Source organism: Paenibacillus sp. KACC 21273, from assembly GCF_028736095.1.
GTDB lineage: Bacteria > Bacillota > Bacilli > Paenibacillales > Paenibacillaceae > Saccharibacillus > Saccharibacillus kyungheensis.
In genome coordinates this window covers 4,974,977-4,995,778 of record NZ_CP117876.1, presented here as the reverse complement: position 1 = coordinate 4,995,778, position 20,802 = coordinate 4,974,977, and the positions used below count along the sequence as shown (strand labels likewise).

Genomic DNA, 20,802 nt, shown 5'->3' with positions numbered 1-20,802 from the left:
AAAATGAATGAGGTTAAAATTCCCAAACGGATCACCACTGCATTAGTGAACTCTTTTGCGGCAGGAGTTGTTCCCCGTATCGGTCTGGAACATGTAGCGGTTGGTCGTAAATATGAAGTAGAATCTATTTTGCGTGAACTGGATAATGTAGCTGATGGCGGAGCGGCTTTCAAATTAATCACAGGTCGATATGGTAGTGGTAAAAGCTTTTTGCTACAAATGATCCGTAATTATGCAATGGATCGCGGATTTGTAGTCGCAGATGCCGATCTATCTCCTGAACGCCGTCTTACTGGTTCCAAAGGTCAAGGGCTTGGCACATATCGTGAATTAATGACCAATCTATCGACTCGTACCCGTCCAGACGGTGGAGCGCTTGAATCGATGTTACAGAAATGGATATCGACCCTTCAACAACAAGTGATGGAAGAAAATAATGTATCTGCAGACGATCCATCTATAGGGATTGAAGTGCAACGCCGTATTCATTCAGTAACGTCTGAAATGGAAGGCTGGGTGCATGGATTTGATTTTGCCAAAGTGTTATCGGCGTACTGGCAAGGGATTCGCCTGGGTGAAGACACGCTCAAACAATCGGCACTACGCTGGTTGCGTGGCGAATATCCAACCCGTACCGAAGCCAGACGTGAACTAAATGTAGGCGTGATTATTGATGATGATGGTTGGTATGATTATATGAAATTATGGGCAGAATTTGCCGCCCGTATCGGTTATCAAGGATTGCTGTTATTTGTTGATGAAGGTGTTAATTTATACAAAATTTCTAATAGTGTATCCCGTCAAAGTAATTATGAAAAGCTGTTAACGATCTTTAACGATACGATGCAAGGTAAAGCAGGGCATCTGGGTGTATTTATCGGTGGCACACCGCAGTTTGTCGAAGACCCGCGCCGTGGATTATATAGCTATGAAGCTTTACGTTCCCGTTTATCTGAAAGTCGGTTCGGTAGCAGTGGAACCAAGAACTTTGCAGGGCCTGTGATTCGTTTAGAAATGTTATCGCATGAAGAAATATTATTAATGCTACAAAAGTTACGTGATATTCATAGTCAGCATCACAAGTATGGATCGACATTAGAGCAACATCAACTGGTCGCTTTTATGCAAATTGCTGTCTCACGCATGGGGGCAGAAGAATTGCTGACTCCGCGTGAAGTGGTACGTGATTTTGTTGATTTGCTTAATACGCTTCATTTTAATGAAGAATTATCGTTTGATGAATTGTTAGGGCAGTTAGCGACAGCGCCGACCAATCCGCATGGCGGTGGATATGCGGCTGATCCTGATGCATTACCTAACTCAGCTTCCAGTCAGCGTACACCAGCTGGAGGATCAGCTTCACCTGCACCCAAAGATGAAGTCGATGATTTTTTGGCGGAGTTTGATCTATGAGTAGAAATCATCCATTTTATCGGTTGGCTCCATTTATTCAGGAATATATGTATCGTAGTGGTTGGAAAGAAATGCGTGAAGCACAGGTAGAAGCTTGTCGGGTGCTTTTGGATACTTCCCATCATTTACTGATTGCGTCCGGTACAGCTTCTGGTAAAACAGAAGCTGCTTTTTTTCCAGCATTAACCGCATTACATGAACATCCGTCCAAATCGGTCGGCATTTTATATATAGGGCCTCTCAAAGCATTGATCAATGATCAATTTGAACGGCTCAAAGGGGTTTTGCGTGATTCGGATATTCCGGTCTGGCACTGGCATGGGGATGTTCCTCAATCACAGAAAACCAAATTAATGAAAAACCCTTCTGGCATTTTACAAATTACACCGGAGTCACTGGAAGGATTGTTGATGAACCGTCCCAATTCGATTCCAGCGCTATTCGGTGATCTTCGTTATATTGTAGTCGATGAAGTGCATGCTTTTATGGGAGCCGATCGGGGAATTCAAGTACTCTCACAATTGTCCCGTATTGAGCGTATGGGTGGCTGTCGTCCACAACGAATCGGATTATCTGCGACACTAAGCGATTACGAAAGTGCGACCCAGTGGTTAGCCGCAGGTACAGGTCAACCGGTTGAGATTGTATCACCGGAAGGCAATCGTAAATTGCGTTTGAGTATCGAACACTTTTCATTTCCCAATGCTCGAAATGAAGAACAAGCTCAACAATTAGAATATGCACAACAAGCGTATCATAACTTTATCTATGACCAGACCCATCATAAAAAAGCACTGATCTTCACCAATAGTCGCTCAGATGCGGAGTATATGACGCTCGAAATGAGAGCTGTTGCTGCTAAGCGTCAAGAACCGGATATTTTTCATGTACATCATGGCAGTATCTCGGCATTGTTACGAGAAGAAGCCGAAGCGGCTCTGCGTGAAGGATACGGCCCTGCTGTAGCGGCGGCGACACTGACACTTGAACTAGGCATCGATCTGGGTGAATTAGAGCGTGTTATTCAATTAGGTGCGCCTTATTCATGCTCTAGCTTTGTTCAGCGATTAGGGCGTTCAGGGCGACGTGAAGGGTCTGTATCAGAAATGATCTTTGTCTGTCCGGAAGAAGAGGATGAAGAAGCACAATTGCCGGCACGTATGCCATGGATTATGTTACGAGCAATCGCAGTCATTGAATTGTATGTGAAGCAGAAATGGGTAGAGCCTTTCAGTGCACGCAAATTGCCTGTCGGTATTCTGTATCACCAGACGATGAGTATACTCAAAAGTATGGGCGAAGCAGAGCCTGCTGAATTGGCGCGTGCTATTTTGACATTACCGCCTTTTCGCCATTTTAGTGCGGAGCAATACCAATCGTTTCTTCAATACTTACTGCAACTGGATCATCTTCAATATACCGAAGAAGGCACATTAATTATCGGATTAGCCGGAGAAAAGATCGTCAACAATTTCCGCTTTTATGCCGTATTCAAAGACGATGAAGAACATGCTGTCTATAATGGATCTGAAGAAATCGGTTCGATTACGACCGTTCCACCACCGGGCTATTGCTTTTCACTGGCAGGCAAGCTCTGGAAAGTCGAAGAGATCGACAGTCGCCATCGGGCAGTCTATGTCAAATCTTCGAAAGGGAAAGTGGATACGCTCTGGCTTGGAGCAGGTGGTGATATCGATACCATGATTATGCAGAAGATTCGCGAAATTTTAGCATCCAATGATCACTATCCTTATCTAGCTCCTCAAGCCAAAACCCGATTAGAACGAGCACGCCGATTAGCAAGAGAAACCGATTTGCTCAAAAAGATCGTGTTACCTGCTGGCGGAGATTCCTGTTTTGTTTTACCATGGGTCGGTAGCAAGTCATTCCGTACATTGGAACGATTGCTCAAGCATAATTTATCCGAGCGTCTAGGGCTACGAGCAGTAACACCGCTAGAGCCTTACTATTTTGTCGTATCCGGTCAAGCAGATGCTGCTGAGATCGAAGCTGAGATTATCGCAGAATGTGAACGGATCGAGAATCCTGAGCAATTATTGGCAGAAGAAGAAGCTCCTTATATGGGCAAATACGATGAATTTATTCAACCGTTGCTGGTACGGCAAGCATTTGCTACAGATGGATTAGATATCGAAGGTTTGAAAAGTGGATTAAATTCCCAGAAACCTCAAATTAATTTGTAATGTTCAACCGATAAAGAAGCTAGGGCATGCGTCGCTCTAGCTTTTTTCATATCGTAAAATGTATAGGTGATCGGGTATGATAAGTAAAAGTTGACAATGATTATTCTCTTAAATATAATTAACTTATTAAAAGTAACTAATAAATATTATTATTGAAGCTGTAATAAATAAAGCTACTGAAAAGCAAGGTAAGGAGAAGTACACAATGGAAAAAGTGGCAGATGTATGTATTGTTGGCGCAGGTCCTGGTGGTGCATTGTTAGGTTATTTGCTGGCTACACAAGGGATATCCGTCATACTGTTAGAACGGCATAACCATATTGATAAAGAGTTCCGTGGTGAACATTTAAATACACAGGGTGAGCAGATTCTGAAGCAATACGGGCTTTATGAAAAAGTGCGTGAAGCAGGGCTGTTGCTTATGGAACGTGTAGAATATTTTCAACATGGTCAAATCATCAAAACGATTCAACCTGCACCTGGAGAACAACATACAGGCATTCATGTTCCTCAAAAACATCTGTTACAGGTTCTGTTAGACCAATCTTCTGTATACCCTAACTACGAATTAATGATGAATACCACTGTTATTGATCTGATCAAAGACGAGCAGTATGGTAATGTTAACGGTGTTAAAGTACGACATGATGGACAAGAATTAGTGATCCATAGTGATATCGTTATAGGTACCGATGGACGCTATTCTTCTGTACGTAAGCTTGCCGGGATTCATGCAGATATCGTAAAACACGGATTCGATCTATTATGGGCACGTATTCCTGCACCTGAACAATGGCCGCCTACAGTACGTATGGCACTGGCACAAGATGCGCAATTATCGCTCTTCAGCCAAGAAGGCGGTTATATCCAAATCGGTTGGAATATTCCGCAGGATACGTATCCTCAACTACGCAAAACACCGTTTCAACCATTTGTGCGTTCATTGACTGAAGCTTTTCCTGAATTACAATCTATCGTAGAACAGCATATTGTATCGTGGGAAGATTTTGTATTACTCAAAGTACAAAGCTGTGTCTGCGATACATGGGTACAAGATGGACTGGTGATTATGGGCGATGCTGCTCATACCTTTAGCCCGACCGGAGCGATTGGTGTGAATAGTGCGATGCAAGATGCTCATATTTTAACACCGATTATTATAGATGCACTGGCTACACGCAATTGGAGTGCTAACCGGTTAAAAGAATTCGAACAAGCTCGTCGTGCGGAGACTAGAGCTGAACTGGATAGTCAATTTGTCAAAGAAGCTGCTTTTCGCGCGCAATTTGCATCTTTCCAGCATGAAGGCATATAATCCATATCATTCAATACAACGTATCTTACAATAATATCTATGATCCAACATACGGACTTTGGAGGTAATAACCATGATTAATCCTAAAATTACAGCTGCTTTGCAAGATCATATTAAGATTGTACCAAGCGCTGATAAATCTATATATTTGGTCGGCCCGATTCGTTTACCTGTCAATTTAGATAATGAAACAGTTGTATTCCAGTGGTATTGCTGGTTGCGCTGTGACAGTATGCCAGGTAATCTTTGTGGCGAAGGTGAATATGATCAAGCAGCAATTATTGAAATGTTATCTTCCTCTAATTTAGCAGAAGCGCAACAGTCCAGTGTATTGGTGTATGGTGATTTCAAAGAATCTCCTGACGCTTTGATTCGTATGCATAGCATTTGCCATACAGGGGATATCTTTGGCAGCAAACGGTGCGATTGTGGATTCCAATTGAAGCAGTCGATGAAAATGATTGCCGCTCATGGATCAGGTGCTTTATTTTATCTAGCTAATCACGAAGGTCGCGGTATCGGTCTGTTCAGTAAAGCCATGGCTTATGTATTGCAAGAACAAGGATTAGACACAGTAGAAGCGAATTTGGAACTTGGCTTTGAAGATGATATGCGTAATTATGATGATGCTATTGCAGTTCTTAATCATTTACGTACATTGCCTGTGACATTGATTACTAACAATCCTCGCAAATTAGAAGCATTGCAACGCTCTGGTGCTGAAGTGAAAGAACGTGTGCCGTTATGGGGAGACATTTCAGAATTTAATGAAAAGTATTTAAAAACAAAAGTAGCTCGTTCAGGGCATTTCGGTTCATAAGGCAATCTGGTGACAATTGTTCACTTTATAATCTAAAGTACGTGTAAATCTGATATGGTAGAATTAGGAATCGTTTGGTAAAATTCTTAGAAAGTACTCTATTTGCATCTAGTACTATAATAGTGAAGACCATGATTGTAGAAGATTCAGAGAAAAGAATGGTTTTCACTATCACGCTTTATATAAGATACCGCGGTAGGAGGTGAGTTTCTTGGAACATCTAAAAAAGATTGAGGAATCGATAGAACTAGAGCGCCGGGAACTTAATGAAATGGTGCAGTTTTACGACCTTCACGATCGCCGCGTATTGGACCAGTCTAGAAGAGTAGATTCCATACTTAATCAATACAACCATCTCAAGCAAGCTTTACTAGGCACTCGTAGTTCAATTGTAGGTTGATCGCTTATACTGAAAAAGTCATTCAAGTAGTAAGTAGCTACTTCGCTCTTCTTATGCTTCCGGCACTCGTCGGAAGCTTTTTTGTATCAAAAAAAGCTTGAATGCGCCGCTATGATAGCAGTACATTCAAGCTTCTATTAGTAATTTAGAAATCAAAGTTGTCTGGATCTGGACCGGTACGCTCGTTTTTGTTCAGCGCACTGATACGATCAATTTCTTCGACAGTCAATTTGAAATCAAAGATTTCAGCATTAGACGCAATCCGTTTTTCTTTAACAGAACGCGTAATCACGACTACACCTTTATCCAGTACCCAGCGCAAGATAACTTGAGCAGGCTCTTTACCGTATTTATCAGCGATCTCTTTGATCACTTCATTATCAAATAATTTACCGCGTGCGAGTGGAGACCATGCTTCCAATTGAATTCCTTTTTCTTCACTATATGCAAGCAATTCAGATTGCGTTAATAGCGGGTGGAATTCAACTTGATTGACCGCAGGAACCACTTCAGCATCTGCTAACAAATCATCCAAATGATGAGTTTGGAAATTACTTACGCCGATCGCACGAATACGTCCGTCTTTGTATAGTTTTTCCATAGCACGCCAAGTGTCTTTATATTTACCTGCAACAGGCCAGTGAATCAAATATAGATCCAATACGTCTAGATCTAATTTTTTCATCGTTTGTTCAAAAGCAGCAAGGGTAGAATCATAACCTTGATCTTTATTCCATACTTTAGAAGTAATAAATAGTTCATCACGAGCAATCCCTGATTCTTTGATTGCTTTGCCGACGCTTTCTTCATTACCGTAAGCAGCAGCTGTATCTATTGCACGATAACCGCTTTTAAGTGCAGCTTTTACCGAATCAATCGCTTCATTACCATCTTCAACCTGCCATACACCTAGACCAAACCAGGGCATATTTACACCATTGTTCAACTTCTTCACTGAAATTAAATCAGTAGTCATTATTTAGCTCCTCCTTTAAATCTGATCTCTTATTAAACATACCCGAATTTGAGGATAATCACACAGGTTATGCTTAATTAGCTGGCAGAAGCCGGTTTTTCTTCAGGATGGATAAAGCCTTTACCGCCTGCCATCATTCCGGTATACAAAATAATAAAGGTAGCAATGACCAGCAGACTGAGCGGTAATTTCCAGTTGCCAGTGATATCATGCAATATCCCGAAAAGCGTTGGGCCACAAGCCGCAAGCAAGTAACCGATAGATTGGGACATACCGGATAGATCAGCCGCTTGGGTAGCCGTATGTGTACGCAGACTAAAGAACATCATAGATAGACTGAATGAAGAAGCACCTGCAATCCCTAGCAAAATCAAACAAATAGCCGTCCACCATAAGTGCCCATCAACAAAAATAATACCAAGCAGTGAAATCAAGTACAGCATGACTGTAAATAAAACAAGAGGACGCTGTGTTTTGAGCTTCGCGGCTAGAATAGGAATAATAAAGTTAAATGGCAACATCGAAAATTGCATTAAAGATAACATATATCCAGATTGGATATTGGTCAGCCCTTGTTCTTGCAAAATATCAGGTAACCAAGCGATAGATACATAGAATATCATCGATTGCATACCCATAAAGATCGTAATTTTCCATGCCAAAGGCGAACGCCATACACTGCGAGTAGCGTGAGCAGTATGTTTTAGCAATTTGGCGGGTTGATTATAACGTTGTTGCGGAATCCATAAGATCAAGGCAACCATTGCAAGCATAGTCCAGATCAAGATCGAACCTTTCCAACCGAGCCCTGCATTGGCTAAAGGCAAGCTAACCGCAGAAGCAGTAGCGGCAAATACATTCATACAGATTGAATAGATACTGGTCATAATACCGACACGAAAAGGAAATTCGCGTTTGATCATTCCGGGCAAAATAACATTGACGATTGCGATCGCAAGACCGGTCAAAAACGTACCGATTAAGAGCATAGTTAATCCACCAAATGGACGTAACCAGCCACCAAGAGTTAACACCATCAGGGATACGATAATAATGCGTTCCATCCCGTATTTGCCTGCCATTTTTGCGACAAAAGGAGATAAAATTGCAAAAGCGACTAACGGGATCGTTGTTAAAAATCCAGCCATTGCATTAGATACAGGGAAGTCCTGCCGTATAAGATCCAACAATGGACTAATAGCTGTAATTGGACTACGCATATTAAGAGCTGTTAACAAAATACAAATCAATAAAAAAAGCGGATTACGCAGGGATAACCCTGATTCCGCAGTCTCCAACGAATGACGATTCATTTCTATAGTCCTTTCTACAACGCCTGGCAATACATAAGCGTTGACCTTTCTAATATGCGCTTGATACTACGAAGAGTGATCTAGCGACTGAAGTCGATCTGTAAAATAAGTAATATAATCATCAACGATCAACATCGCTTGTTCACTATGCTGTTCACGAATCGCTTGGATTAAATTACGATGCCCTGTGCAATAAGAATCATTGAGCACAGTAGTGCTGGTAATCGACATTTGAATTTGTTCAAAAAGATGAGCATACAGATCGATCAGCAATTGATTATATGAAGCCGCAGTAATAGCTTGATGTAGCTTGAAGTCTGCTTCTACAAATTGCTCAATATCTCCAGCATCCATATGTTGCTGACACAAATTAGCATAATGATCCATTTGCTGTAGATCATCATCGGTTCGTCTACGGCAAGCTAGAGCTACAGCTTCTCGGTCTAGGGCATGGCGTACTTCTAAAATTTCAACAACAGTGGAGTGCTGTACCCGCTTTTGCAATACGGAATGAAGTTCACTATTTGCTATTACAAAGGTTCCATCGCCTTGTCTAGTCGATAATAGACCGACATGCACAAGCGCACGAATCGCTTCTCGCAACGTATTGCGACTAACGCCAAATTGCTCCATCAGTTCAGCTTCTTTGGGAATTCGTGTTCCGATCGCCCAACTATTATTTTTGATTCGTTGTTCAATCTGAGCATAGACTTGATCTACCAACGACTGCTTTTCCAATTTATTAAAAATAATGCTCACTCCTAAAGGTAGGATGATTGGTCTATTGGACATTTTATCGAAAACATTTTAGATTGTAAAGTAAAAAAAGACAAATTTGAAGTGATTTTCATGTCAGATTGTCTTATGCTTAACAAAAAGTAAAAAAGACAGTAACTTAATTGAATGGGCAATCTTAGTTTGAATAGAGCTGAATACAGCGATCAAGCCTTTTGCTCTCAAGAATAGATAACCTATTGATCAATCGTGATTTAGAGTAAAAGGGGTACTGTATTTATGATCATAAAAGACTTGTTTATTAATTTTTGCATCATTTCTACTTTTTTATTTTTTGGTAATGCTCTTTTTCGCAGTGTGCGTAGTAATCCACGTATCAGTCCATTTGCGTTTAAGATGTTAACAGGGATTTTTCTAGGGATATTTGGTATTGTCCAAATGCAGTTCACATTCAAATTAGATAATGGAACATTGCTTGATCTGAGACAAATTCCTATTATTGTAGCTACTGTATTAAGCGGTGGCATGGCTGGCATTATTACGACTATTCTGATTTCAATAGCACGCTTATGGTTTTCTGCTTCGATCACTGGTGTTTCTTTTCTAGGAATAGCTAATGCCTGTATTACATTTGTGATCGCGTATTTTGTATTTCGAACCAAGCCTTCTTTTCGTTACAAATGGTTTATGACTGCACTGTTATCGACATTGAATTCATTGCTTATTTTTCTGTTATGGACTGGATTTTCAAAAAAGACGACACTGATTTTATTTATTGTGGTGCTCTTTTCGTCGTTTATATTTACTTATTTGCTGATCGAACGGTTACGACGTTATAACAAGATTTATGATGCGATGAGCAAAGAAGTTCAATTTGATTTTTTGACAGGGTTATATAACTATCGTGGATTTACATATAAATACAATCAATTAAGTCAGCAAAAGAAAATTCCTTTTTCGTTACTATTGTTAGATATCGATTATTTCAAAGTGATTAATGATCAATATGGTCATTCTGCTGGTGATGCGGTGCTGGCTCAATTTGCTGAAGTGCTATGTAGCAGTGTGCGCTCATTCGATTATTGTTTTCGCAAAGGGGGAGAAGAATTCGCAATTATTCTTGAACATGTAGAAGAGCATGCAGAAGCGATCAGATGGGCAGAGACGATCCGCCAAAATATCCAAGAGCACAAGTTTGTGATTCCTGACGGCAGAACGGTATCAATGACAGTGTCGCTTGGAATAGGGTTTTATCCTTTATATGCTGATGACGAGTTGTTAGAAAAAACCGATCGTGCTTTGTATGAAGCTAAAAAAGGCGGAAGAAATCAGTTTTGTATTGCACACTAAAATAATAAATTTAGCCTATTTAATAAATTCTTCAGACTGACGATGTATATAGATATACTTATTATTTCCGTAGTCAGAGGGACGTGAACAAATGTTGTTCAAAGATTTATTTATGAATTTTTGTATTTTAGCTACATTTTCTTTTTTTGGAAGTATGTTATTGAATTATTTGAATGCTCATTTCAAAACAAGTACGTATATAAAGCGCCAATGGATCGGATTATTTTTTGGTTTGTTAGGAGCTACACTAATGCAATTTACATTTCCAGTAGGAGATAATGTACTACTGGATTTGCGCCAGATATCGATCGTTCTGTCGATTAGTATGGGTGGCAGTATAGCAGGAATTATTACAACGATTATTATTATGATTACCAGAATTATATTAAGTCCGACGATTGGATTAAGTGCAATATTGGGCTTGGCCAATGCGGCAACTCTCTGTATCGCAGCTTCATGGATTTTTTCACGTAAAATTAGTTTTTATAGAAAATGGTTATACTCAGGAATTGCTTTGACGATTATTGCTATGATCTCGCTCAGTATTGTATTAGGCAAAAATGAAATTGATAAAGTGTTTGTATTTATTATCGTGGAATCCGCAGCGACTTTATTTATTTTTATGCTTACTCGATCTTTACGAAAAAATAATGAATTATTTGAAAAAGTAAGCAAAGAAGCTCAATTCGACTTTTTGACAGGCTTATATAATCCAAGAGCATTTGAGCACAAGTTTGAGCAATTACAACATCAGGAAACAGATATGGCACATTCTTTGCTATTTATCGATATCGATCATTTCAAAAAAGTAAATGATGAATACGGTCATCCGGCAGGAGACGCGGTGCTATTTCAGTTGGCTAACGTGATTCAACAAAGTATTCGCAGTACAGATTATGGAGCTCGCAAAGGTGGAGAAGAATTTGCTGTCTGGCTAGAATACTGCCAATTAACTGAAGCCAAAATTATTGCTGAGACGTTACGCACCAATGTGGAGAAAAAGAAATTTGTACTACCCGATGGTAAAATCATTCATATTACAATCTCGATAGGTATTGGCATGTACCCGGCGTTATTGTGGGATGAATTATTAGAAAAAACCGATCAAGCGTTATATGAAGCCAAACAGCAAGGACGCAATCGCTCCTGCCTTGCTCAGTTTTGAACTTTTTAGATCCACATAATATTTTTATAAGTAAAAAAAATAGAAATACGACCTTAGTATATGGAGGTCGTATTTTTTGCTTTACATACAGCATTCTCTCTTACTTAATTTACTTTTAATTAAAAATTTACATAAAAGAGGAATTAGATAGACAAAATAGAATTATGATAATAAGAGAATCAGAATAGTCATTCTGTCTCTACCTATTCAAAGGAGGAATTGTTATATGCATAAGGTAGTCACGAAGCGGTTAACAGTAGTGCTTTTAACAGCATTATTGATGTTCATTTCTTTATTGGGTGGGTATCGTCCGGTAGCTGAAGCGGCAACAACATTAACGGTTGCACAAGCGATTCAAGCTCAAAGTGGTGGCTCTACGATTACAGTTAAAGGGATTGTGGTTGGACATGCTTCAGGAGCTTCTACAGGTGATTTTACAAGCCCGTTTGCTAACGATTTTAACGTGCTAATCGCAGATAGCAGCAGTGAACGTACAACTAGCAAATTAGTAGATGTGCAATTAAGCAGCTCTTTCCGCTCGCAGTTCGGTTTACAGAGCAATCCAAGTCTAATTGGCAAAACGATTGTCGTTACGGGTACAGCTGGTGCATATAACAATTTTGCAGGTGTTAAAAATCCAACGTCTGTGACTTTAGATGGCGGTACAACGACACCTCCTACTGAGCCAGGAACAGATACGCCTCTTCCTAATGGAACAGGTAAAAAAGTATTGTTCGATAATACGCATGCTCAAACTGCCGGTGCAGCAGATTGGGTAATCGATGGTGGATTCTCTGATTTTGCAAATGGACTCAAAGCAGATGGATTTACAGTGGATGCGCTAACTCGTCCAATACCGTATACATTTGGAGAGCAAGCGATCACGTATGATAAGCTCAAAGGATACGATGTATTCGTTATCGCTGAGCCTAACGTTCCTTTCAAATCAACAGAACAAGCAGCTATGCTTCAATATGTAAAAGGCGGCGGTAGTATTTTCTTTATTGCCGATCACTATAATGCAGACCGCAACAAAAATCGCTGGGATGGATCAGAAGCAATCAACGGATACCGTCGTGGTGCTTACAGTAACCCGGCAAAAGGAATGAGTGCAGAAGAAGCAGCTTCACCAGCGATGCAAGGTGTGAGTGGTTCCGACTGGTTGGGTACGAACTTTGGTATTCGTTTCCGTTACAACGCTCTAGGTGATGTGAATGCCAATGATATCGTTGCTTCATCACAAGCGTTCGGCATTACAGCTGGTGTAAATTCTGTAGCGATGCATGCAGGCTCAACACTTGCTATTCTAGATCCGACCAAAGCAAAAGGTATCGTATATCTACCGTCTTCTGTATCCAAATGGAATAATGCTGTCGATCAAGGTGTATACAATGGCGGCGGACGTGCAGAAGGTCCTTATGCAGCGGTTTCTAAAGTAGGCGCAGGGAAAGCTGCCTTTATCGGTGATTCTTCTCCAGTAGAAGATGCTTCTCCTAAATATCTACGTGAAGAAACAGGCGCTAAAAAGACAACCTATGATGGCTACAAAGAAGTCGATGATGCGAAATTATTGGTACAGACGGTAAGATGGTTGGCTGTTAAAGAAAGCTATACCAGCTTAAATCAAGTATCAGGGTTGACGTTAGATAGCCCAACATCATTGATCTCTATCGAGACACCTGCTACATCTACAGAGCCACAAGCTGAACCTTGGGCAGCTCCAGCAGCAGGTTACAAATGGTATGATCCAACGACATACAAAAACGGTTCTTATGGAGCAGCTTCCTAACATGTAGTTACAAATAGATATAGCCTATCATATCAAATAAAAACAGCTTTCGACCTGCCTATAAAGCAGAGAAGAAAGCTGTTTTTATGTTTTTACCAGTATATTGATTTATTACATTACAAATGTTCCAATCACAAATGAAATCCCGATAATCAAAGAACGTAACAATTGAGCAATCGCCATATTGCCTTTTTCAATCTGTTCACAGACTTTGGTACGCGGAGTTACCCAATCGAATACTAGATACACCAGACACAGAATCACAATACCAACGCCTGACCAGATCAATACATCTATCCATGCATCAGAATTAATCGATACCAGCCCGACGATAATACATAACCCTAACATTTTACTACCCATATACATACCCGCCGCTTGATTACCATCTGCAATCTGCTGATTATCGTTGTAGCGTGTCATAAGACTAAAAATATAATACCCTACAAACAGAACAGCAAATAAAATAACTAACCCTATTCCGATATGTAATAAGTCAGTTCCAAAGTTTTTCAACTGTATTTCCTCCTTCAAAATATAAACATATAATCAGTTGTTCAAAAGGATGATGAGGGAACAATTGCCGCCGCACAATAGCAAGCTAAATTGTCTGTCACTTTGCCTCCTATACGAGGTAGCAATCCAGCAAATTGACCACCTATCACAAAAGCTCCTGTTAACAGATAACCATCAAATGTTCCTTCACTAGTCGTTACAGATACAGGCTCCATCGGATGCAGTTGTTGATAGATTTTGGGCTGATTTTCATAATAAGCGTCAATCTCATCAGCTTCTGTCTGTGGCGTAGAATCATCACGATAAGTAGACTCAGGTCTATCTAATGAATGTGTTTCCGGTTGTTCGATCAGATGCGTTCCTAATCCTTCACGTCCAAAAAAACCTTTGACTACATAAGGAATCTGCTGTTGCACAAACACTTGATCTGTAAAATACGTAGGTAGCAAATACTGCTGAATCCATTCACATTCTTCGTCTGTAAATAAAGTAAAGCCTGTATAGTCAGCCATCTCCGCATTGCGTTCGTATAATGACCAGATTGTTGCCATAAATCCTTTGCTCTGGGTCACGATATGTTGCACCGGATTCAGTAGACCAAGCTTACCGTCAGTTACCAGTTGCAATAAGTCTTCACCGACAGGACGCTCTGAATCTGCTTCTCGATCTTCTACAAGATACTCTAACGGGTATAAGCGATACAGAATATAGATACGTTCTTGACCATAATATAGCCCTTTACCCGGTATAATCTGTAGTTGTTCTAAAGGTACATATGTAGCTTCAATACCAAGTGCTATACACTGTTCCATCATATATAACGTATTCGCACGATCTTCATCATGCCAGTCGTAACTGGTAAAATAGATTACTTCGCCTAATCCCTGACCTTTATAATAATCAACCGCTTGCTTGAACATCTTCTGAATACAACTATTCATCAAAGCAGAAGCAGGCTCTAGATCAGAAGCATATCGCAATAATTCCTGTTCCAAAAAAGCCACTTCAGGCACACCGCTTGGTGTATCTGTATTATTTTCGATACATTTCAGCTCACCTTGAGGGCTAATGATCCAATCTAATCTAGTCAGTCCATCTAACGGAATATCTTGACGAGCACCTTCTAGTAGAGCAGGATGAATCCCTAATTGCTGTAATAAATAATCATCGGGTAAATGTTGTTGTACAAATCGCAACGTTTTGCGATATAGATGATCTACTTGTTCAGAACCAATGCGTAGCTGTTCCCATTCATGTGCCTGATAAAGAGTGAGCGCTGTTAAGCAGTAAGGCTTCTCATACATCATATGATAAGGAACCCGTTGTTCGATCTCCGGGGTGAATAGTTGTGCTCTTGTATATGGAAGAGCTCGTGTCTGTCGCATCTAATTAACCTCCAGAAAAGAAACCGCTAAAGCCACCACTACCAAATCCACTATGGGAGCTACTTTTTTTCGAATACGATGAGCCACTGTGATAGCCACTACTGGTATTACAGTTATATGCATTCCCGTTCTGATCATACTGACAATCGTCATCATAATCATTGCCACAGCCGGAAAGAGTTGCAGGAACGGCGAGCATTAATGAGAAAGCAATCATTTTGGTACGATTATTCATCACTCATTCACCTCATTTAAAAAAATCATCACTTTCTGACGATCTGCATCCAGTACGGTATACAAAATATCATACGTAATATCTTGCTGTAACAAATAGTGATCCAATAAGCGCAGAGCCAGATGAATGGGTGATACATACGAATCGATTGCATCACGACGTTGAAATTGTGTGCCATCCCAGAGCCAATATTCAGGAGCAAGTCCATTCGGATAATCTTTCTGTCCGCTGATCGTCGTGGCTAGACTACGCTGATAAGTCGCGGGTAATTCTTCTGCAAATGGACGTACATAAATCGTATGCTTTTCATGATCTATAGATTCATGAGACACATGAACCCATATACGATGATTAAGTTTTACTGCATCCACTAGCTTATGTACAAATAATTCTTCTTGCGACAGTGAATGAATCTGATACACTTCGCCAACTTCCATCTGCTTGGTCTCTGACCATTCTATATATCGCAGAGGATAATACATACTGTTCACTCCCTTTTGAATAATACATCGATAGACTATTCCTTTTTACGTCGTAATTTGTAAAAAGATGCACATTTTCCAGTATACCGATTTCTTTGCAAATAGGAACAAATATTTCATAAGATATTCGCTATATTTGGCAAAAAAAAGAATATGAATACCAAATTCGCAAACAGTAAAGAGTTGCTTGTATAATGAGCCTAACAACGTTTGTTAATAAGGTAGAGAAGAGCATAATCGCCTTATTTTCTTGGAACAACGTCTGCCACTTTTGTACAGATACAAGGAGGTATGACTTATTACAGATATAGTATCGAGAAGCACACGAAAGCAAAAACCTATGTATATTACACCGCTAACCGAATGGATCGCATTGTTGATATTATTGGCGATAGGGCTATGGATACGTGTATGGCTGGGAAGCCATTATGCAGGATTTATGAGCGATCAGAATTTGTTTGTTCAGTGGATGAATGAGATACGGCAGTATGGGCTAGGAACGGTCTATATCCATGATACCAATATTAATTATCCGCCATTATTTTTACTTATTATGCAAGGATATGCCGCGCTTGTACATGGATTCGGAATTACGATACAAGCAGGTCAATTGTCTTTTAAATGGTTGCTGATCCTACTTGATCTATGTGCATGTATAATCGTCTTTTGCTGGTCGCGTAACATCAGATCCACACCTACACGCTGGTTATTATTCAGTTTATTTGTATTCAATCCAGCCTTGATCGTCAACAGTTCGATCTGGGGACAAGTTGATATATTAAATGGAGTCCTGATGGCAGGTGCGCTACTGACTGTTGTCGCTTTTCCTCTAGTAGCAGGTTTACTATTTGCGATCGCTTTATTTACAAAATTACAAGCGATTGTGATTGCACCTGTGTTCGGATTTTATGTATTGAAATGTATATGGCAACGTCAGATAAAGCCTCTTATTTATATGGTAGTAGGGGCGATCATTCCTGTAGTGGTGGTCGTTATTTATTTTGCCTCGTATGGTGGATTACAAGCGATGTTCAAAGGTGCTTATATCAGCGCTGTAGGCTTATACACTCAAGTCACCTTGAATGCATTAAATATCTGGTTTTATGTGATCGGAACTGTTCCCACGACGAATGATACAGAGAAGCTTTGGAACATCATTTCACTGCGTAATTTGGGATTTATATTGTTGTTGATCGCTGTGATCTATACAGGGATCTATCTTTGGAAATGTCGCGTGCTTTATACAGCCGTTTTGCTCAAAGCTGCTGCATGGATTTCATTTGCCTTTTTTATGTTACCGACAGAAATTCACGAGCGCTACAGTATTCCGGCGCTGATTCTACTGTTACTTGTCGCTATGGTAGATCGGAAATGGATTGCAATCGCCTGCGTATTGAGTGTAACGATTACGTATAATCTATGGGGCGTGCTAACAAGCAACCTTCCGCGTATACCAGGCATGATCGTAGTATGGATTCATCTCTTCATTTTGCTGTGGATGGGATGGTTAATGTATCGGGAAATGCGGGAAAATAGTAAAAACCAATTACGTAAAAGCACCATACATGGAGAGGAGGCTAGATGATGGATGTACGATTGAGTGATTTTCGTGAAGAATGGGCAGTACAATTTATAGAAGAAGCTGAGTTGCTTAGAGATATATTTACAGATCAAATCATAGAGATACATCACTTTGGAAGCACATCGGTTCCTTTTTTAAAAGCAAAACCGGTGATTGATATGCTGGTAATCGTTCAGAATATTGAAAAGATGGATGAGTGGAACAATCATATGCGTGATTTGGGATATGATGTAGCAGGTGAATGGGGAATAGAAGGCAGGCGGTTATTCCGAAAAGGTGGCGATCAGCGCACTCACCATATTCATTGTTATGAACAACATAATCCTCATATCCATCGTCATCTTGTTGTACGAGATTATTTACGTTGCCATCCTCAAGAAGTGACTCGATATAGCCAATTTAAAGAAGAACTTGCCCAGAAATTCACTACAACCAACGAGTACAGCCCAGCCAAAAAACAATTTGTCACTCAATTAGAACAGCGTGCTTTGCTCTGGTATGCTTTACAATAATAAATAAAGAACGCCTACAAACATCATGTCTGTAGGCGTTCTGGAGTTTACAACCGCCAATCTATTCGATCGGAGGATTATTGTAGCATTTGCGACACACAGGATAATAACTTTCATTACCACCAATTTGAATCTGTTCTCCTGTATACACAGGTTTTCCATCTTTTACACGCAGGTTCATAATCGCTTTGCGTTCACAGAACCAGCAAATTGTTTTCATTTCTTCAATTTTATCTGCATACAGTAGCATATACTGACTACCTTCGAATAAATTATTTTGAAAATCGTTTTTGAGACCGAAGCCCATCACAGGAATGCTTAACTCATCCACGATGCGTACCAGTTGCAAAATCGCTTCTTTTTTCATAAATTGACACTCATCAATCAATACACATGAAGGCTTAGGCGCATAATTTTTGACAATACTATAGATGTCGGTATCATCATGAATTGCAATAGCCTGACGACGTACACCAATGCGAGAAGAGACATAACCGGTCTCATCGCGATTATCTAGGGCAGACGTAAAAATCAGAACATGTTTCTCCTGTTCCTCATAGTTGTGGGCAACTTTTAAAATTTCAATCGATTTCCCACTGTTCATTGCACCGTACTTAAAAAATAACTGTGCCAATAGTCGTAATACCCCTTTCTGTAGATCGTTCTTTCTGTCAGCGTGATCTATTGTAGCAGGAATTAACGAGAGAGACCAATGGAAAATCTAACGAAAAAGCAACAAATGCACATCATATCTGTACAGCATGGAAGCTACATTATACCTGTGCTGAAGAAGCTTGAGTTAACAATTGATCCAGTGTGATTACCATTTTACGCAAAGTATGGATATCTTCTGCTGTCCATACATGATCTGGTTGGTATAGAATGTAATTAAGAATTTCTTCACAGATGTGATCAATATCTTCATACGACAGTGTAAGGGCTAATCCTTTGATCGCATGAGCATGACGATGAATACAATCAGGTAATGTACGTTGATCTGCGGATAATCGACCGTGATCATAATCTTCAAAGCGATGTTGCAAATCTTGCATTTTGAGAGAAGCATCCGCCAAAAACCGAATTCTAGTTTGTTGGATGATCTGTTGATACCGATCTGCTTTTGACATGGATTTTTCCCTCCCTATTTTTCTGCAAAGGACGTGTAACCGTTTCATGAAAAAAATAGTCATTATTGATGATAGCGCTCCCTTTACATTGTTGATTAAACAATTATTGGAGACAGAAGATGTAATTGTAGAATCGTATGAGGATGCGGCAGATTTTCTGAAAATCCCTTCACGCATTACAGGGTATGATCTGATTATTCTGGATATTCATTTACCGGATGTGGACGGGCTACATGTACTAGAAAGTCTTAAAAACAAACCAGCTACCAAAGATATCCCTGTCTTACTATTGTCAGGTGATTCTCGTTCTGAAATGGTTATTCGTGGCATGCGTATGGGCGCTATTGATTTTATGACAAAACCAATTGATCCGGCACAATTGATCGAGCGAGTACTGGATCATTTAGACAGAGGAATAGAGGGATCATGAATTCGCTTTTACTGGGTACATTTTAGCACAAATTTTAAGTAAATAAACAGGATGTTTTGTCTGCTTTGGGTATAATGGCTTACTGATTAATCGGCAAAATGAACGTAATATTTAAGATGATATGGAATGAATATTTACGAAACAACAGCCTATCGTTAGCAAATAGGCTGTTTGTGCTGTAGCTTGGAAGCCTGATCCATTAAATGCTATATACATATAAATTCAAACTTGAATACCCTATGGGGGTATGTTAAGATGTAATTATAAACGATCAAGGGGGATACTTTATGGAGAAGGTAGATCATCTGAATACAGAAGATTCACTTCATGAGCATCATCAATCTTGCGATCATAGCCCGGGAGAGGTTCGTCGTAGTCATCATTCAGATGAGATGAAAAGCAATATGATCCGTCGCCTTAATCGTGTTGAAGGACAGATTCGAGGAATCAAAGGCATGATTGAGAAAGACACTTATTGCGATGATGTGCTGAATCAGATTGCAGCCGCTCAATCTGCTCTGAACTCTGTCGGTAGATTGCTGTTAGAAGGCCATATGAAGAGTTGTGTGGTCGAGCGTATCGAAGCAGGGGAAAATGAAGTGATTGACGAGCTACTTATCACGATTAATAAATTATTGAAATAATATAACGATCATAATCAAAGGAGGATATAATCATGGCAAATATTAAATTAGAAGTAGAAGGTATGTCTTGCAACCACTGTGTTCAAGCGGTAGAAGGAGCACTTCAAGAGATCGGTGCAAAAGGTAAAGTGAATTTGGAAGCCAAATCTGTGGATATTGAATATGATGCAGATCAAGTCGATATTATGAAATTGACCGACGCTATCGAAGAGCAAGGGTATGATGTAGTTTCTACAGGCGGTTAATCGTTAAGATATCCTTATTTCGTATGATCAGATCATTCGATCACTCCAATGGAACTGTAGAATTATTGTAAATAAAGTAAATGTGTTGCCCTTAGTGATGCTCAGGGCAACTTTTTTTGAAAATATAAATACCCTATAGGGGTATATAAGTGATATCAATAGTA

General features: G+C 39.9%; 22 protein-coding genes. 13 read left to right on the top strand and 9 right to left on the bottom strand.

The features are described from left to right. Nucleotides 1-3: 3 nt before the first annotated feature. The 5 genes from PQ460_RS21960 to PQ460_RS21940 all read left to right on the top strand — a co-directional run bounded on the left by PQ460_RS21960 (nt 4) and on the right by PQ460_RS21940 (nt 6,152). A complete protein-coding gene (locus tag PQ460_RS21960; RefSeq protein WP_274171174.1) occupies nt 4-1,413 on the top strand; it encodes an ATP-binding protein in 1,410 nt (469 codons plus the stop codon). Then, the gene (locus PQ460_RS21955) at nt 1,410-3,617 is read left to right on the top strand and encodes a DEAD/DEAH box helicase (RefSeq protein WP_274171173.1); all 2,208 of its coding nucleotides are present in this window, start codon (nt 1,410-1,412) and stop codon (nt 3,615-3,617) included. The genes PQ460_RS21960 and PQ460_RS21955 overlap by 4 nt, the downstream gene beginning before the upstream one ends. Before the next feature lie 205 nt (nt 3,618-3,822). Further along, nucleotides 3,823-4,932: an FAD-dependent monooxygenase gene (locus PQ460_RS21950; RefSeq protein WP_273614584.1), complete on the top strand. Its 1,110-nt coding sequence runs from the start codon at nt 3,823-3,825 to the stop codon at nt 4,930-4,932. Nucleotides 4,933-5,005: 73 nt separating this feature from the next. Next, entirely contained in the window at nt 5,006-5,752 is a 747-nt protein-coding gene (locus PQ460_RS21945; RefSeq protein WP_273614585.1) for a GTP cyclohydrolase II, read from the top strand. 211 nt (nt 5,753-5,963) lie between these two features. Beyond that, a complete protein-coding gene (locus PQ460_RS21940) occupies nt 5,964-6,152 on the top strand; it encodes an aspartyl-phosphate phosphatase Spo0E family protein (protein WP_273614586.1) in 189 nt (62 codons plus the stop codon). 145 nt (nt 6,153-6,297) lie between these two features. Here the strand turns inward: PQ460_RS21940 and PQ460_RS21935 are convergent, their stop codons facing one another. From PQ460_RS21935 to PQ460_RS21925, 3 genes are all read right to left on the bottom strand, one after another. After that, on the bottom strand, nt 6,298-7,128 hold the full coding sequence (locus PQ460_RS21935) for an aldo/keto reductase (RefSeq protein ID WP_274171172.1): 831 nt from the start codon (nt 7,126-7,128) through the stop codon (nt 6,298-6,300). A 77-nt stretch (nt 7,129-7,205) separates the two neighbouring features. Beyond that, the gene (locus PQ460_RS21930; RefSeq protein ID WP_274171171.1) at nt 7,206-8,441 is read right to left on the bottom strand and encodes a CynX/NimT family MFS transporter; all 1,236 of its coding nucleotides are present in this window, start codon (nt 8,439-8,441) and stop codon (nt 7,206-7,208) included. 66 nt (nt 8,442-8,507) lie between these two features. Next, on the bottom strand, nt 8,508-9,191 hold the full coding sequence (locus PQ460_RS21925; RefSeq protein ID WP_274172995.1) for a FadR/GntR family transcriptional regulator: 684 nt from the start codon (nt 9,189-9,191) through the stop codon (nt 8,508-8,510). 264 nt (nt 9,192-9,455) lie between these two features. On the opposite strand from PQ460_RS21925, the gene PQ460_RS21920 reads away from it, so the two are divergent. The 3 genes from PQ460_RS21920 (at nt 9,456) to PQ460_RS21910 (ending at nt 13,480) form a co-directional block, all read left to right on the top strand. Then, nucleotides 9,456-10,526, top strand: coding sequence for a GGDEF domain-containing protein (locus PQ460_RS21920; protein ID WP_274171170.1), 1,071 nt, complete (start codon nt 9,456-9,458; stop codon nt 10,524-10,526). A 112-nt stretch (nt 10,527-10,638) separates the two neighbouring features. Then, nucleotides 10,639-11,691 carry a GGDEF domain-containing protein gene (locus tag PQ460_RS21915; protein WP_274171169.1) on the top strand — a complete coding sequence of 351 codons (1,053 nt, stop codon included), beginning with the start codon at nt 10,639-10,641 and terminating at the stop codon, nt 11,689-11,691. A 226-nt stretch (nt 11,692-11,917) separates the two neighbouring features. Further along, nucleotides 11,918-13,480, top strand: a complete 1,563-nt coding sequence (locus PQ460_RS21910) for a DUF6359 domain-containing protein (protein WP_274171168.1) — start codon at nt 11,918-11,920, stop codon at nt 13,478-13,480. Nucleotides 13,481-13,591: 111 nt separating this feature from the next. Here the strand turns inward: PQ460_RS21910 and PQ460_RS21905 are convergent, their stop codons facing one another. The 4 genes from PQ460_RS21905 to PQ460_RS21890 are packed head-to-tail and all read right to left on the bottom strand — an operon-like array spanning nt 13,592 to nt 16,098. Next, nucleotides 13,592-13,996 (bottom strand): DUF350 domain-containing protein, encoded by a 405-nt coding sequence (locus PQ460_RS21905; protein WP_273614592.1) that lies wholly within the window; start codon nt 13,994-13,996, stop codon nt 13,592-13,594. A 41-nt stretch (nt 13,997-14,037) separates the two neighbouring features. Beyond that, entirely contained in the window at nt 14,038-15,381 is a 1,344-nt protein-coding gene (locus PQ460_RS21900) for a glutathionylspermidine synthase family protein (RefSeq protein WP_274171167.1), read from the bottom strand. Nucleotides 15,382-15,385: 4 nt separating this feature from the next. Next, entirely contained in the window at nt 15,386-15,616 is a 231-nt protein-coding gene (locus tag PQ460_RS21895) for a hypothetical protein (protein WP_274171166.1), read from the bottom strand. Then, a complete protein-coding gene (locus tag PQ460_RS21890) occupies nt 15,616-16,098 on the bottom strand; it encodes a hypothetical protein (RefSeq protein WP_274171165.1) in 483 nt (160 codons plus the stop codon). The genes PQ460_RS21895 and PQ460_RS21890 overlap by 1 nt, the downstream gene beginning before the upstream one ends. Nucleotides 16,099-16,438: 340 nt before the next feature. Between PQ460_RS21890 and PQ460_RS21885 the strand changes: the two genes are divergently transcribed. Then, nucleotides 16,439-17,683, top strand: coding sequence for a hypothetical protein (locus tag PQ460_RS21885; RefSeq protein WP_274171164.1), 1,245 nt, complete (start codon nt 16,439-16,441; stop codon nt 17,681-17,683). Further along, a complete protein-coding gene (locus tag PQ460_RS21880) occupies nt 17,683-18,192 on the top strand; it encodes a GrpB family protein (protein WP_274171163.1) in 510 nt (169 codons plus the stop codon). The genes PQ460_RS21885 and PQ460_RS21880 overlap by 1 nt, the downstream gene beginning before the upstream one ends. Before the next feature lie 61 nt (nt 18,193-18,253). On the opposite strand, the gene PQ460_RS21875 is transcribed toward PQ460_RS21880, so the two are convergent. Next, nucleotides 18,254-18,826: a thymidine kinase gene (locus PQ460_RS21875; RefSeq protein WP_273614598.1), complete on the bottom strand. Its 573-nt coding sequence runs from the start codon at nt 18,824-18,826 to the stop codon at nt 18,254-18,256. Nucleotides 18,827-18,965: 139 nt separating this feature from the next. Then, a complete protein-coding gene (locus PQ460_RS21870; RefSeq protein WP_273614599.1) occupies nt 18,966-19,319 on the bottom strand; it encodes an Hpt domain-containing protein in 354 nt (117 codons plus the stop codon). Between the two features lie 46 nt (nt 19,320-19,365). Between PQ460_RS21870 and PQ460_RS21865 the strand changes: the two genes are divergently transcribed. From PQ460_RS21865 to PQ460_RS21855, 3 genes are all read left to right on the top strand, one after another. Then, nucleotides 19,366-19,749, top strand: coding sequence for a response regulator (locus tag PQ460_RS21865; protein WP_204826426.1), 384 nt, complete (start codon nt 19,366-19,368; stop codon nt 19,747-19,749). A gap of 287 nt (nt 19,750-20,036) precedes the next feature. Next, entirely contained in the window at nt 20,037-20,393 is a 357-nt protein-coding gene (locus tag PQ460_RS21860) for a metal-sensitive transcriptional regulator (RefSeq protein ID WP_274171162.1), read from the top strand. A 32-nt stretch (nt 20,394-20,425) separates the two neighbouring features. After that, nucleotides 20,426-20,638, top strand: coding sequence for a copper ion binding protein (locus tag PQ460_RS21855; protein ID WP_204826427.1), 213 nt, complete (start codon nt 20,426-20,428; stop codon nt 20,636-20,638). Nucleotides 20,639-20,802: the final 164 nt, after the last annotated feature.

Excerpts from the sequence above, each read along its gene's own strand:
- PQ460_RS21960 (WP_274171174.1), top strand. The coding sequence starts at position 4 with ATGAATGAGGTTAAAATTCCCAAACGGATCACCACTGCATTAGTGAAC.
- PQ460_RS21955 (WP_274171173.1), top strand. The coding sequence starts at position 1,410 with ATGAGTAGAAATCATCCATTTTATCGGTTGGCTCCATTTATTCAGGAA.
- PQ460_RS21950 (WP_273614584.1), top strand. The coding sequence starts at position 3,823 with ATGGAAAAAGTGGCAGATGTATGTATTGTTGGCGCAGGTCCTGGTGGT.
- PQ460_RS21945 (WP_273614585.1), top strand. The coding sequence starts at position 5,006 with ATGATTAATCCTAAAATTACAGCTGCTTTGCAAGATCATATTAAGATT.
- PQ460_RS21935 (WP_274171172.1), bottom strand. The coding sequence starts at position 7,128 with ATGACTACTGATTTAATTTCAGTGAAGAAGTTGAACAATGGTGTAAAT.
- PQ460_RS21930 (WP_274171171.1), bottom strand. The coding sequence starts at position 8,441 with ATGAATCGTCATTCGTTGGAGACTGCGGAATCAGGGTTATCCCTGCGT.
- PQ460_RS21920 (WP_274171170.1), top strand. The coding sequence starts at position 9,456 with ATGATCATAAAAGACTTGTTTATTAATTTTTGCATCATTTCTACTTTT.
- PQ460_RS21915 (WP_274171169.1), top strand. The coding sequence starts at position 10,639 with ATGAATTTTTGTATTTTAGCTACATTTTCTTTTTTTGGAAGTATGTTA.
- PQ460_RS21910 (WP_274171168.1), top strand. The coding sequence starts at position 11,918 with ATGCATAAGGTAGTCACGAAGCGGTTAACAGTAGTGCTTTTAACAGCA.
- PQ460_RS21900 (WP_274171167.1), bottom strand. The coding sequence starts at position 15,381 with ATGCGACAGACACGAGCTCTTCCATATACAAGAGCACAACTATTCACC.
- PQ460_RS21895 (WP_274171166.1), bottom strand. The coding sequence starts at position 15,616 with ATGAATAATCGTACCAAAATGATTGCTTTCTCATTAATGCTCGCCGTT.
- PQ460_RS21890 (WP_274171165.1), bottom strand. The coding sequence starts at position 16,098 with ATGTATTATCCTCTGCGATATATAGAATGGTCAGAGACCAAGCAGATG.
- PQ460_RS21885 (WP_274171164.1), top strand. The coding sequence starts at position 16,439 with ATGTATATTACACCGCTAACCGAATGGATCGCATTGTTGATATTATTG.
- PQ460_RS21880 (WP_274171163.1), top strand. The coding sequence starts at position 17,683 with ATGGATGTACGATTGAGTGATTTTCGTGAAGAATGGGCAGTACAATTT.
- PQ460_RS21870 (WP_273614599.1), bottom strand. The coding sequence starts at position 19,319 with ATGTCAAAAGCAGATCGGTATCAACAGATCATCCAACAAACTAGAATT.
- PQ460_RS21865 (WP_204826426.1), top strand. The coding sequence starts at position 19,366 with ATGAAAAAAATAGTCATTATTGATGATAGCGCTCCCTTTACATTGTTG.
- PQ460_RS21860 (WP_274171162.1), top strand. The coding sequence starts at position 20,037 with ATGGAGAAGGTAGATCATCTGAATACAGAAGATTCACTTCATGAGCAT.
- PQ460_RS21855 (WP_204826427.1), top strand. The coding sequence starts at position 20,426 with ATGGCAAATATTAAATTAGAAGTAGAAGGTATGTCTTGCAACCACTGT.